This window comes from Sphingobium sp. B2D3A (genome assembly GCF_025961795.1).
Classification (GTDB): Bacteria; Pseudomonadota; Alphaproteobacteria; order Sphingomonadales; family Sphingomonadaceae; genus Sphingobium.
Genome location: NZ_JAOQOI010000001.1, coordinates 970,001 through 982,688, shown reverse-complemented (window position 1 = coordinate 982,688; position 12,688 = coordinate 970,001). Strand labels below are relative to the sequence as shown.

The 12,688-nt window shown below is 65.6% G+C and carries 11 protein-coding genes and 1 tRNA gene; 10 read left to right on the top strand and 2 right to left on the bottom strand.

What is annotated here, in order from left to right; translation table 11 throughout:
- The first annotated feature begins 3 nt into the window (after positions 1-3).
- From M2337_RS04600 to M2337_RS04560, 9 genes are all read left to right on the top strand, one after another.
- Positions 4-918: a cell division protein FtsX gene (locus M2337_RS04600; RefSeq protein WP_264571853.1), complete on the top strand. Its 915-nt coding sequence runs from the start codon at positions 4-6 to the stop codon at positions 916-918.
- On the top strand, positions 915-1,445 hold the full coding sequence (locus M2337_RS04595) for a YdcF family protein (RefSeq protein ID WP_264571852.1): 531 nt from the start codon (positions 915-917) through the stop codon (positions 1,443-1,445). The genes M2337_RS04600 and M2337_RS04595 overlap by 4 nt, the downstream gene beginning before the upstream one ends.
- A gap of 17 nt (positions 1,446-1,462) precedes the next feature.
- On the top strand, positions 1,463-2,209 hold the full coding sequence (locus M2337_RS04590) for a lysophospholipid acyltransferase family protein (RefSeq protein WP_264571851.1): 747 nt from the start codon (positions 1,463-1,465) through the stop codon (positions 2,207-2,209).
- A 141-nt stretch (positions 2,210-2,350) separates the two neighbouring features.
- Positions 2,351-3,154, top strand: coding sequence for a DUF1134 domain-containing protein (locus M2337_RS04585; RefSeq protein WP_264571850.1), 804 nt, complete (start codon positions 2,351-2,353; stop codon positions 3,152-3,154).
- A 141-nt stretch (positions 3,155-3,295) separates the two neighbouring features.
- Complete coding sequence (gene yghU, locus M2337_RS04580) at positions 3,296-4,186, top strand: glutathione-dependent disulfide-bond oxidoreductase (RefSeq protein ID WP_264571849.1); 891 nt, start codon at positions 3,296-3,298, stop codon at positions 4,184-4,186.
- 218 nt (positions 4,187-4,404) lie between these two features.
- Positions 4,405-7,491 carry a response regulator gene (locus M2337_RS04575; protein WP_264571848.1) on the top strand — a complete coding sequence of 1,029 codons (3,087 nt, stop codon included), beginning with the start codon at positions 4,405-4,407 and terminating at the stop codon, positions 7,489-7,491.
- Entirely contained in the window at positions 7,488-8,354 is an 867-nt protein-coding gene (locus M2337_RS04570; RefSeq protein WP_264571847.1) for a CheR family methyltransferase, read from the top strand. The genes M2337_RS04575 and M2337_RS04570 overlap by 4 nt, the downstream gene beginning before the upstream one ends.
- Positions 8,344-10,167, top strand: a complete 1,824-nt coding sequence (locus M2337_RS04565) for a response regulator (protein ID WP_264571846.1) — start codon at positions 8,344-8,346, stop codon at positions 10,165-10,167. The genes M2337_RS04570 and M2337_RS04565 overlap by 11 nt, the downstream gene beginning before the upstream one ends.
- A 211-nt stretch (positions 10,168-10,378) precedes the next feature.
- Positions 10,379-10,702, top strand: coding sequence for a PspC domain-containing protein (locus M2337_RS04560; protein ID WP_264571845.1), 324 nt, complete (start codon positions 10,379-10,381; stop codon positions 10,700-10,702).
- 30 nt (positions 10,703-10,732) lie between these two features.
- Here M2337_RS04560 and M2337_RS04555 read toward each other — a convergent pair whose 3' ends face one another.
- Entirely contained in the window at positions 10,733-11,347 is a 615-nt protein-coding gene (locus M2337_RS04555; protein WP_181558440.1) for an LON peptidase substrate-binding domain-containing protein, read from the bottom strand.
- A 7-nt stretch (positions 11,348-11,354) separates the two neighbouring features.
- The gene (locus tag M2337_RS04550) at positions 11,355-12,266 is read right to left on the bottom strand and encodes a tetratricopeptide repeat protein (protein WP_264571843.1); all 912 of its coding nucleotides are present in this window, start codon (positions 12,264-12,266) and stop codon (positions 11,355-11,357) included.
- A 174-nt stretch (positions 12,267-12,440) separates the two neighbouring features.
- Between M2337_RS04550 and M2337_RS04545 the strand changes: the two genes are divergently transcribed.
- A tRNA-Gly gene (locus tag M2337_RS04545) sits at positions 12,441-12,515 on the top strand.
- Positions 12,516-12,688: the final 173 nt, after the last annotated feature.

Here is a 12,688-nt window from a genome sequence, read left to right as displayed (position 1 = left end):
GCCATGGCGCGCAATCCGCTCGAAGGCATGAGCCGCCCCTATCGCCCTGGCCCGCTGCTGCCGCAGGGCCGGCTGACCGGGCCGATGCCTTGGGTGATCGCGATCATGATGTTCCTGACCGTGCTGGCAACCGCCGCCGGCCTCGCCCTCAATCAGGGCGCGCGAGCCTTGGTGGATGAGGTCTCCGGCCGCGTGACCGTGCAGGTGGCCGAGGCCGATCCGCAGGCGCGCGGCCAGGCGGTGCGCCGCATCGTGGGCCTGCTCGATCAGGCCGAGGATGTCGGCACGGTGCATGTCGTGCCGGAGAGTGAACTGGCGGCGCAACTCGCGCCCTGGCTCGGCAATGACCTCAAGCTGGCCGATGTGCCGCTGCCGGCGCTGATCGATGCCGAGCTGCTGACCCCGGAGAGCGCGCGGACCGAGCGCCTCGCTGTGCTCGACAAGGCAGTGAAAGAGATCAACGCCCATGCCCGCGTCGAGCCGCATGGCGATTATCTCTCGCCCCTCGCCCAGCTTGCCTGGTCCATCGGCCTCGTCGCCTTCGCCGTCGTCGCGCTGATGGCCTTTGCGACCGGCGCCGTGGTCGTGCTGGCCGCGCGAGGCGCGCACGCCACCCATCGCGGCACCATCGACATCATGCACATGCTGGGTGCCACCGATGCGCAGGTGGTGCGCCTGTTCCAGCGGCGGATGATGCTCGATGCGCTGTTCGGCGGCGTGGTGGGCTATGCGGCGGCGACGCTCGTCATCATCCTTGTCGGTCGCTCGATGGCGGCGGTGGCGTCCGATCTCATGAGCAGCGCCTCGCTGCCCGGCATCGCGTGGATCATCTTCCCGCTGCTGCCGGTGGCGGGCGTGGGCGTCGCCTCGCTGTCCGCGCGTCTCACCTTGCGGCGGGCGCTGGAGCGCTCCTTGTGATCCGGCGGTTTCTCTCGATCATCCTGCTAATCTGGGCGTTCGGCTTTGCCTGGTTCGCCCTGCTGCTGCCCCAGCCGCAGGACGATGAAAAGACCGATGCGATCGTCGTGCTCACCGGTTCGGCAGGCCGCATCGAGCGCGGGCTGGCCCTCCTCCGCCGCGACCAGAGCCGTCATCTGCTGGTCTCCGGCGTGGACCGGGACGTGCGGCGCGGCGAATTTGCCGCGCTCTACAGGGTTTCGCCGACACTGATGAGCTGCTGCATCACCTTGGGCCGCGAGGCGATCGACACGCGCTCCAATGCCATCGAGACCGCGCGATGGCTGCGCCGCAACCGTTACACCTCCGTGCGGATCATCACCACCGACTGGCACATGCGTCGCGCGCAGTATGAACTCTCGCGCCAGATCGATCCTTCGGTCCGCATCGTGCCGGACGCGGTGCGGTCTCACCCCAGCCTGACCGTGCTGTTCCGCGAATATCACAAGTTCGCCCTGCGGCGGATTGCCGGTCTGCTCGGCATTTGAGCGGGAACGGAAAGCCCATGCCGCCCCTGTCCCCGCTCGGCACGCTGGTCACGGCGCTGCGCTCGGCACTGTTCTCGGTGCTGTTCTACGGCATGACCGTCTTCCTGCTGCTCGCCTGCCTGAGCGTGATGCCGTTCGGGGCGCGCAAGGTCGTGCCGCTCGCGGCGGTGTGGTCGCGCATTCACCGGTTCCTGGCGCGCTGGGTGCTGGGCCAGAAAATCGTCGTGGAGGGCGCGTTCCCTGACGAACCGGTGTTCATTGTCTCCAAGCATGAATCGATGTTCGAGACGCTGGATGCCGTGATCCTCTTCCATCGCCCGGTGATCGCCGCCAAGCGCGAGCTGGGGGACATCCCGGTCTGGGGCGCGGTGGCGCGGGCTTATGGGCTGATGATCGTCGACCGGGCAGGCGGTGCCAGCGCGCTGCGCGGCATCCGTGCCGAAGCGCGCGCGGCCTTTGCCGAGGGCCGCCCCGTGCTGCTCTACCCGGAAGGGACGCGCGTGCCGCATGGCGAGCGTGCCCCGCTCAAGGCTGGCTTTGCCGGACTGTATTCCATGCTCGGCGTGCCCGTGCTGCCGGTGGCGCTGGATACGGGCCGGCTATCGCCCCGCAACAGTTTCCTGAAGCGCTCCGGCGTCATCACCTACCGGCTGGCGCCGCTCATTCCGCCCGGCCTGCCTCGTGCAGAAGCGGAACGCCAAGTGTTCGAGGCGATCAACAGCCTCAATGGACCAGCGGCCGAGCGGGAAATCGATTCGGTTTGACGCGAAATCGATTCGACTCACCGTTCGTTCATTGTCGTTTCATCCGGGCGAACGGATAGCTAAGCTCGAGCGGGGGTCTGATCGTGCCAGCGATATTGCGGCACGACCGCTGGCCGATCCGCGATTGCGGGAGACATTTGAATGAACCGGACGAGAGCACCGATCCAGCCTCTCATCACTTGGGCGATCGGGCTGGTGGCCAGCGCGGCACTGGTGGCGGCGCCTGCCGCGGCCCAAATCAACACGGTCGATCCCAACACGCAGATCGACGCAGATCTCGCGCCCGGCGCACCGGCGAACCAGACGCCGCCGCCATCCGAGCCTGCGCCCTCCTACCCGCCAGCCGATCCGGTTTATAACGATCCGGCCACCAGCCCGCCGCCCGCGCCCCCAGCGAGCACCACGGCCCAGACCGCAACCACACCGACCGAGGCCGCCGGCGTGCCGGAGAACGCCGCCGCGAACACCTACAAGAAGGACGATCTGATCGGCGCGGCCGAGGGCGTCTTCGGCAAGGGCGCTGAAGGGCTGGCCGGCATCATCGAGAACATCCTCAAGGATCAGGGCGAGCCGATCGCCTACATCGCCGGGCGCGAGGCCTCGGGTGCCATTGGCATCGGCCTGCGCTACGGATCGGGTACGCTGTTTCACAAGATCGAGGGCCAGCGCGACGTCTACTGGACTGGCCCGTCCATCGGCTTCGACCTTGGCGGCAATGCTGCGAAGACCTTTGTGCTCGTCTACAATCTCTATGACAGCCAGGAGCTGTACAAGCGCTTCCCGGCCGGCGAGGGCGCCGCTTATCTCGTGGGCGGTTTCAACGCGAGCTACATGCGCTGGGGCGATATCGTGCTCATCCCCATCCGGCTTGGCGTCGGCTATCGGCTCGGCGTCAATGCCGGCTACATGAAGTTCAGCGAAAAGCGCAACTGGCTGCCCTTCTGAGCATCCACGCGAGCGGCGCTCGACCGATCGGGTAAAGCGCCGCTTTGCGCGGGCAGAGACAAACTCATCCCACGCAGCGCTGGTCTGTGCGCGCGCAGGCGCTAGATTGGCGGCATAACACCGCGCACAGGAGACAAGACCATGGCCGACAGCGACCCCGCCAACAATCTGCCCGCCGGATATGTTCCGCCCAAGGTGTGGCGCAACGAGACGGAGAATGGCGGGCAGTTCGCCAGCATCAATGCGCCGACGGCAGGCGCGCGGCAGGACATCACCCTGCCCATCGGCGAGCATCCGCTCCAGCTCTATTCGCTGGGCACACCCAATGGCCAGAAGGTCACGGTGATGCTCGAGGAACTGCTGGCCGCGGGCTATGACGCGGAATATGATGCCTGGCTGATCAAGATCTACACCGGCGAGCAGTTCGGCAGCGATTTCGTGAAGATCAACCCGAACAGCAAGATTCCGGCGATGATGGATTACAGCCAGAACCCGCCGCTGCGCCTGTTCGAGAGCGGTTCTATGCTGGTCTATCTGGCCGAGAAGTTCGGCGCCTTCCTCCCCACGGACGTGCGCAAGCGCACCGAGACGTTCAACTGGCTGATGTGGCAGATGGGCTCCGCGCCGTTCGTCGGCGGCGGCTTCGGGCACTTCTATGCCTATGCGCCGATCAAGATCGAATATGCCATCGACCGCTACGCCATGGAAACCAAGCGCCAACTGGACGTGCTCAACAAGCAGCTGGCCGACAAGGAATTCATCATCGGCGACGAGATCACCATCGCCGATTTCGCAATCCTGCCCTGGTATGGATCGATGATGCGCAGTGCCTATGATGCGCAGGAGTTCCTCTCGGTCCATGAGTATCGCAATGTCGACCGCTGGGTGACGCAACTCCATGCCCGCAAGGGTGTGAGCCGCGGCCTGCTCGTCAACGCTGCAGGACGCCCCGGCGGCGGCATCGCCGAGCGACACAGCGCCAAGGATCTCGACGACGCCATCGCCGCAGCGGCGGAAAGCGCGCCCGCATGAGGCGGCTTTAAACGCACAACGCGCATGGCCGGGTCAGCCAGGCCCGGCCATGCGCATCATCCTGCCTGTCCGGATTCCCCGGTTATCAAGGCGCCGAACAGCCCCGCCGAGAAATTTCTTCACGCATTAAAAGGTGCGGGAACCAAAATGCCTGATTGGCGTTCCCCTCGGGGGTCTGAGCTATCTGCCCTTTTGGCATCTGAAAGGGCGGGCATTAAGTGCTTCATAATAATCGCGAAGTGTTTCTCTATGCCGCCATCGCCTTCCTTCTGGCGATCCCATTCGCCGGAGACCTGATCTTTCCGCTCGGCACCGCTGTCTGGGTCATCTACCTCCTCCCTACCGTTCTCGCCTTCCTCGCGTCCGCTCCGCTCGCCCCGCTCGTCACCGCCTCGCTGGCGACGCTGCTGACCATCATGGGCTTCTTCTTCGCGCGCGATGGGGTCGATCCGAACATCGCCATCGTCAACCGCACCATTGGCGCGTCCGTCAACTGGCTGCTGGCCGCCGTTGGCGTCATGTTCATCCGCAGCAAGCTGGAAATCGCCCGGCAGGATTGGCTGCAGGCCGGGCAGGTCGGGCTTGGAAACGCCGTTGCTGGCGACCTGTCGATCGAAGAGGTCTCACAGCGGGCCTTGCGCTATCTGGCCGAATATCTGGGCGCGCAAGCGGCTGCCCTGTTCGTGCGCGAGCAAGCGACCTTTCAGCGCCGTGCCGTCTATGGCGTTCCGCAGGACGCCCCCATTCCGCAGGAGATCACGCCCGATGATGGGTTGCTCGGTCAGGCCGTACGCGACAAGCGCAGCTTTCTGCTGACCGAGGTGCCGGAAAATTATCTCTATTACGGCTCGGCGTTCGGCCGGGCGGTCCCGCAGCAGATTCTGGTCGCGCCCGCGCGCGCCGACGGCGAAGTCAACGCCGTGATCGAACTGGGATTGACCGGCAAGGCCGCCCATGATGCCGAAGCTTTCATGACGCGGATCGCCGCGCAGCTTGGCGTCTCGATCCGCTCGGCAGCCTATCGGTCGCAGCTTCAGGCGCTGTTGGAGGAAACCCAGCATCAGGCCGAGGAACTGCAGGCGCAGGGCGAAGAGCTGCAAGCCAATAATGAGGAGCTGGAAGCGCAGAGCCAGCGGCTGCTGGAATCGCAGGCGCGGCTTGAAGCGCAGCAGGCCGAGTTGGAGGAGAGCAACGCCTCGCTGGAAAATCAGGCCCATGAGCTTGAGGCCCAGCGCGACGAGCTGGAACAGGCCCAGGCCTCGCTTGAGGAGCAGACCGCCGAGCTCGAGAAGGCCAGCCGCTACAAATCCGAATTCCTCGCCAACATGTCTCACGAGCTGCGCACGCCGCTCAATTCGCTGCTCATCATGGCGCGGCTGCTCGGGGAGAACCGGGCAGGCAATCTCTCGGCCGATCAGGTCAAGCACGCCCGCACGATCGAATCCTCCGGCAATGATCTGCTGGCGCTGATCAACGACATTCTTGACATCTCGAAGATCGAGGCGGGCAAGGTGGAGCTGGACATCCGCCCGGCCAAGCTCTCGACCATGTTCGAGCGCCTGAGCGCGACCTTTTCCGCAGGCGCGACCTCGAAGGGGCTGGCGCTGCGGACGGAAATCGACCCCGGCCTGCCAGCCGACATCCGCACCGACGCCCAGCGCGTCGAGCAGGTGCTCAAGAACTTCCTCTCCAACGCGATCAAGTTCACGGCCGCCGGTGAGATAACGCTGCGCGCATCGGCCGCGCCGGGCGGCGGCATCGCGCTGAGCGTGCGGGATACCGGCATCGGCATTCCGGCCGAGAAGCTGGGCATCATCTTCGATGCCTTCCGGCAGGCGGACGGGACGGTCAGCCGCAAATATGGCGGCACCGGCCTTGGCCTGTCGATTTCCCGCGAACTGGCCGGGCTGCTGGGCGGTTCGGTCGGCGTCGAGAGCGCTGCCGGCGAAGGCAGCGTGTTCACGCTGACGCTGCCGCTCGAGCTGGAGCCATCCGCGCTCGATCAGGGCCGCTCGCAATCCCGCCCTGCCCTGCCGGAACCCGCGCGTGGGCCGGCGATGCCAGCCTTGCCGCGCCAGTCGCCGGTGGCGGATGATCGCGAGGTACTTTCGGGCGATTCCCGCTTGATCCTCGTCGTGGAGGATGATGCGCGTTTTGCGGAAATCCTCGCCGACCTCTCGCACGAACTCGGTTTCCAGTGCCTCGTCGCGGGAACGGCGGACGAAGGCGTCTTGCTGGCCCGGCAATATCTGCCCCACGCCATCATCCTCGACATGAACCTGCCCGACCACACTGGCCTCTCCGTGCTCGACCGGTTGAAGCGCGACGTGCGCACGCGGCACATCCCGGTGCATATCGTTTCGGTCAGCGAGGATGCGCAGGCGGCGCTGGCCAATGGCGCCGTGGGCTATCTGCTCAAGCCAGTGCGGCGCGAGCAGCTGGTCGACATGCTCGAAGCGCTGGAAACGCGCATTTCGCAGCGGGTGCGCCGGGTGCTGGTGGTGGAGGACGATGCCCGCCAGGCCGAGAGCATCGGCCTGCTCTTGGGCTCGCGCGATGTCGAGACGGTGGCGGCGCACAGTGCGGCCGAATGCCTCGACCAGCTGGGCACGACCAGCTTCGACTGCATGGTGCTGGACCTCAACCTGCCCGACACGCCGGGCCTCGATCTGCTCGAACGACTGAGCGAGGATGAGACGATCGGTTTCCCGCCGGTGATCGTCTACACCGGCCGCGACATCTCCCCTGAGGAAGAGCTGCGCCTGCGCCGCTACTCCAAGTCGATCATCGTCAAGGGCGCAAAGTCCCCCGAGCGGCTGCTCGATGAGGTGACCTTGTTCCTGCACCAAGTCGTCTCCGAGCTGCCCGAGGCGCAGAAGGAGATGGTAGTCCGCTCGCTCAACCGGGACGTCGCGCTGGATGGCAAGACCATCCTCGTGGTCGAGGATGACATTCGCAATGTCTATGCGCTGACCAGCATTTTCGAGCCGCATGGCACAACTATTCGCATCGCCCGCAACGGCCGGGAAGCGCTCGACGCGCTGGCCCAGTCCGCGAAGGGCGAGGCGCCGATGGTCGACTTGGTGCTGATGGACGTGATGATGCCGGAGATGGATGGCCTGACCGCCACCCGCCACATCCGCGGGCAGAGCCAATGGCGCAACCTGCCGATCATCGCCCTGACCGCCAAGGCCATGGACCGCGACCAGCAGGAATGTCTGGCAGCCGGCGCCAATGATTATCTCTCCAAACCGCTCGACGTGGACAAGCTGCTGTCGCTGGTGCGCGTGTGGATGCCGCGATGACCCCCGAAGCCGAGCTTGCCCCGCTGGACGTGCTTGAGGCCGATCTGCTGATCGAGGCGATCTGGCGGCATTATCATTATGACTTCCGCGGCTACTCGCGCAATTCGCTCCACCGCCGCCTGCTGCGCGCCCAGCCGCATCTTGGCTGCGAGAGCTTCTCCCAGATGCAGCATATCGTGCTGCGCAGCCCCGCCGCCTTTGGCGAGCTGATGCGCTACCTGACCATCCAGGTGAGCGAGATGTTCCGCGACCCCGATTATTTTCGGGCCCTGCGCGAGCAGGTGATCCCGCACCTGCGGACCTACCCCTCGATCAAGGTCTGGATCGCCGGCTGCGCCAATGGCGAGGAATTCTATTCCATGGCCATCCTGTTTCGGGAAGAAGGGCTGGAGGAGCGCACGATCTTCTACTGCACGGACATCAGCCCCGGCGCGCTCAACAACGCGCAGAGCGGCGTCTACGAGCAGAGCCGCATCGCGAAGTTCACCGAGAACCACCGGCTGTCCGGCGGACACACATCCCTCTCCGATTATTATACCGCAGCCTATGGCGGCGTGGTGTTCGACAAGTCGCTGCGGTCGCGCGCGGTGTTCGCCGAGCACAGCCTCGCGACGGATCAGGTGTTTGCCGAGGCGCATCTGATTTCCAGCCGCAACGTGCTCATCTATTTCGACCGCGATCTGCAGGATCGCGCGATCGACCTCTTCGCCAATTCGCTGGTGCGCGGCGGGTATCTCGGCCTAGGCTCGCGTGAGACGCTGCGCTTCTCGCGGACGTCCGGCTGCTTTGATGACTTCGTGCCTCAGGAAAAAATCTATCGCCGCAACCTCGTCCCGTCACAGGAGCCCGGCCATGTCGCCTGATCCGGTCCGCATCCTCATCGTCGATGACGTGGTGGAAAATCTCGAAGCGCTCGAAGCGCTGCTGGCCCATGACGGCGTGGAGACGGCCCGCGCCGGTTCGGGCGCCGAGGCGCTGGAGCTGTTGCTGGTCAACGAGTTCGCCCTTGCCCTGCTCGATGTGCAGATGCCGGGCATGGACGGGTTCGAACTGGCCGAGCTGATGCGCGGCACCGAGCGGACCCGCCGGATCCCGATCATCTTCCTCACCGCCGTCGCAACCGACGAGACCCGGCGGTTCCGCGGCTATGAAGCCGGCGCCGTCGACTATCTGCTCAAGCCGATCGATTCCCTCGTGCTGCGCAGCAAGGTGGAGGTGTTCGTCGAGCTTCACCGGCATCGGCAGGCCCTGGCGCGCCATGGCGATGAATTGAGCCGCGCTCTCGGCCGATTGCAGGCGCACCGGGACAACAGCCCGCTCGCCATCGTGGAGTTCGATGACAGCGAGCGGATCGTCGGCTGGTCGAAGGGCGCCGAGCGCATGTTCGGCTGGAGCGAGCGGGAAATGCTCGGCGGCGACCTCGCCACGACAGCCTGGAGCGATGCCGATGGCACTGCCCCCCTGCACAGCCTGTTCGCGGACTTCCGCGCCGGCGTGAAACAGCGCGATATGCTGAGCCTCGTGCTGCACAGCCGGCAGGGGACAGACATCGACACGGAATGCTATTGTTCCGCGGTCCATGGCGCCGGTGGCAGGCTGCTTTCGGTGGAAGTGCAGATTCTCGACGTGACCGAGCGGCGCCGGGCGGAAAAGACCCAGCGGCTTCTGGTGGGCGAGCTCAACCACCGGGTGAAGAACACCATGGCCTCCGTGCAGGCCATCGCCTCGCAGACATTGCGCCATTCGGCCGATCCCGCCGATTTCGCGCCGACCTTCATTGGTCGCATTCATGCGCTGAGCAAGGCGCATTCGCTGCTGAGCGAAGCGACATGGAAGGCCGCGAGCCTGCGCGAGCTGATCCACGGCCAGTTCGACATGGGCGTGGTCGGTCCCGACCGCCTCTCCGCGTCCGGGCCCGACGTGGACCTGGAGCCCGAGCCGTCCCTGCATCTCTCCATGGTCCTGCACGAACTGGTGACCAACGCCCTCAAATATGGCGCGCTATCCACCGCAGAAGGCCACGTCGCGCTGACCTGGACGCTGGAGGATGAGCAACTGCATCTGGAATGGGTGGAGCGTGGCGGGCCGCCCGTCTCGCCGCCATCGCGCACCGGTTTCGGCAGCATGTTGATCGAGCGCAGCCTGCGCAGCGAGGGCGGGGCCTCCACCGCCACGTACGAGCCGGAAGGCCTGCGCTGGACCCTGACCCTGCCCTGCGCCGTGGTGAGGAAATCAGCCCCCGCCGCGATCTCCCGGGCGGCGCCCCAGCCCGTCCTGCCAGTGAAGACAGAAGGCTCGCTGGACGGCAAGTCCGTGCTCGTCGTGGAGGACGAGCCTCTGGTCGCGCTGGATATCCTGACCGTGCTGGGCGAGAGCGGCGCGCAGGTCATCGGGCCAGTCACCACGCATGACCAGGCGCTGGAGCAGGCCCGCACCGGCCAGTTCGACCTTGTGCTGCTGGATGGCAATCTGCAGGGCGAAACGGTCGAGGATATTGCGGCCCTGCTGCAGGCCCGCGCCATCCCGTTCCTGATGGTCAGCGGCTATGGTGCGGCGCAATTGCCGGAGCTGCTCGCGCGCCAGCCGATCGTGACCAAGCCGTTCAGCGCGGAGGAATTGCTCCGGGCTGCGCGATCCCTGCTCGCGCCGAGCCCCGCTATGGATATCGCGGTTTAGCGCCGCAATAAAAGGCGCGCCCTCGGCAGGTCGCGCAACGTTGGTGAAATCTCCTACACGTCGGGAAAATTTTCACACCTTTCTGCCATGTCCGTTCCGCTGACGTTCAGCGAAATGGCGTAAAAGCGGCCCCAGCCACAAATTGGCACGACACATGCTTTGGAGAGGACAGCGGGTCGAACGGATTGGCCCGCCTTCAAGGAGCTTACCGATGTCCGCCTCACACCCCTCGATGCTCGCACGCCCCGATACGCTGCTGGGAATCTGCCAGGCCATTGGCGAGGATCTCGGCATCAACCCGACCTGGGTGCGCGCTGCGCTTGCCTGTGGTGTCTTCTTCAATCTCGCTGCGACGGTGGCCATCTATCTCGGCCTCGGGCTTGTCGTGGCCGCCAGCCGCTGGCTGTTTCCTGCGCCATCGCGCCCAATCGCGGATGTTGTGGTGGTCGACACAGAAGCCGCCCACGCCGAGCTGGCTGCAGAGCCCATCGATCAGGGCACCCACGCGCCACAGCCCCTGCCCCTGGCCGCCTGACCCCATTAGGCTCCCGCGCCTGCCTGACGATCAGTGCAGGCGCTGGCTGCCCTGCCCGTCGCCCCGCCGCGCAAATTGCATGAGCTGGATGATCAGTTCGTTGCGGTCGCGCAGCGCATCGGCTTCGAGCAGGGCCTGTTTGGCCGCCGGATCGAAGGGCGCGATCTGCGCGATGGCATTCACCAGCATCTCGTCGTCCAGCGTCTCGACCGCATCCCACTCGACCTCATAGCCAAGCGACGCGGCGAACGCCCGGGCCTCATCCTCCAGCGCGGCGCGCTCGCTGGGCGCCAGCACGCCGGGTTCATCCTCAACGCCTTCGATGATTTCGACTTCCACCTGACGGAAGGCGGTGGGGACATCCAGTTCTCGCTGCACGCGAAAGCGCGCCTCCCCGGCCAGAATGATGTTGAAGCGCCCGTCATCCAGCGCCTCGATCTCGGTGATTCGCCCCATGCAGCCGATGGAGAAGAGCGGCGCCGGCTCGCCCGGTCCACTCGGCTGGATCATCCCGATGCGCTGGTCCTTGGCCATCGCCTCCGAGACCATCGCCCGATAGCGCGGTTCGAAGATGTGCAGCGGCAGGTGCATGCGCGGGAATAGCAGCGCCCCGCCCAGCGGGAAGATGGCCAGCCTGCGCTGCATCACAGCCTCAGGCGAAGAGAATTTGCGAGAGGCGACGGCGCTGGCCGGCAACCCAGGGATCTTCCAGCCCGACCACCTCGAAGAGCTGGAGCAGCTGCGTCCGCGCCTTGCCATCCTCCCAGCTGCGGTCGCGCGCGATGCTGGTCAGCAGCGCCTCGGCGGCGGCATCCCGGTCGCCATTGGCCATATGAGCGGCCGACAACTCGAACAGCGCGTCATGATCATCCGGATTGGCCTGGATGCGGGCCTGCAGCGGTGCCACGTCCACGCCCGGCGTGGCGGACCGCGCCAGCGCGATGGCCGAGCGTCCGCGCTCGATGGCCTTGTCGTGCGCCAGTGCCTCGGGCAGGCTGGCCACGAGCCCGTCCGCCTCATCGAGATGACCGGCCGCCACCAGGGCGCGGATCTGCCCGCCCAGGGCCTCGGCATTGTCCGGCGCCATCTCGCTAATCTGGGCGAAGATGGAGATCGCCCGCTCCGCATCGCCGCCCGCGAGCACGTCTTCAGCCATGGCCAGCAACGGCGCGATGTCCTGCGCACGCTGCCCCGCCTCGCTCTCGATCGGCAATTGCGCGAGGATCTGGTCGAGCATCTGGCGATACTGGCTCTCGGTGCGCGCCTGGGTCAGGTCCGCGACTGGCTGGCCCTGGAACACCGCGTAGACGGTGGGGATAGACTGGACGCGGAACTGGCTGGCGATGAACCGGTTCTCATCGACATTGATCTTGACGAGCAGCACGCCCCGGTCGGCATATTCCGCCGCGATCTTCTCGATGATGGGCGAGAGCTGCTTGCAGGGCCCGCACCATTCCGCCCAGAAGTCGACCATGACGAGCTTCGTTTGCGAAGGCTCGACAACGTCGCGACGGAACGCCTCGACGGCCTGCTTGTCCTGCTCGCTCAACCCGAGGGTGGCCACGTCATATCTCCTGCTGCCTGTCCGTTCGATCAGACCATATGGGGTGGAACGCCGATGCTCTGCAAGGGTGACAGGGAATCTTTGGAGAAAGCGCAAAAGGGGCTTGCCGCCTTCCAAAGGCGATGCTAGTTGCCCGCCTCACCCGACCGGAAGGCACTGCCCCGGTCCGCCAGAGCGGGCGTAGCTCAGGGGTAGAGCACAACCTTGCCAAGGTTGGGGTCGAGGGTTCGAATCCCTTCGCCCGCTCCAGTTTTCCAAGACTTATGTAGAATTGAACCCGGCGGGGCTGGCACCGAAGTTGCCAGCTAGCGGCAATTTCACTCCACGTGGGAAGTCAATGCTCACAGTGGACCGCCTGCAAAAACAGGTTTGCCCAACCACGGGATACACGTATCAGGTTGGGGGCCTCGGGTGATCGGGCC

What these genes read in the sequence shown, in the direction of transcription:
- M2337_RS04585 (WP_264571850.1), top strand. Translation starts at nt 2,351, where the DNA reads ATGAACCGGACGAGAGCACCGATCCAGCCTCTCATCACTTGGGCGATC.
- M2337_RS04570 (WP_264571847.1), top strand. Translation starts at nt 7,488, where the DNA reads ATGACCCCCGAAGCCGAGCTTGCCCCGCTGGACGTGCTTGAGGCCGAT.
- M2337_RS04555 (WP_181558440.1), bottom strand. Translation starts at nt 11,347, where the DNA reads ATGCAGCGCAGGCTGGCCATCTTCCCGCTGGGCGGGGCGCTGCTATTC.
- M2337_RS04565 (WP_264571846.1), top strand. Translation starts at nt 8,344, where the DNA reads ATGTCGCCTGATCCGGTCCGCATCCTCATCGTCGATGACGTGGTGGAA.
- yghU (WP_264571849.1), top strand. Translation starts at nt 3,296, where the DNA reads ATGGCCGACAGCGACCCCGCCAACAATCTGCCCGCCGGATATGTTCCG.
- M2337_RS04600 (WP_264571853.1), top strand. Translation starts at nt 4, where the DNA reads ATGGCGCGCAATCCGCTCGAAGGCATGAGCCGCCCCTATCGCCCTGGC.
- M2337_RS04560 (WP_264571845.1), top strand. Translation starts at nt 10,379, where the DNA reads ATGTCCGCCTCACACCCCTCGATGCTCGCACGCCCCGATACGCTGCTG.
- M2337_RS04590 (WP_264571851.1), top strand. Translation starts at nt 1,463, where the DNA reads ATGCCGCCCCTGTCCCCGCTCGGCACGCTGGTCACGGCGCTGCGCTCG.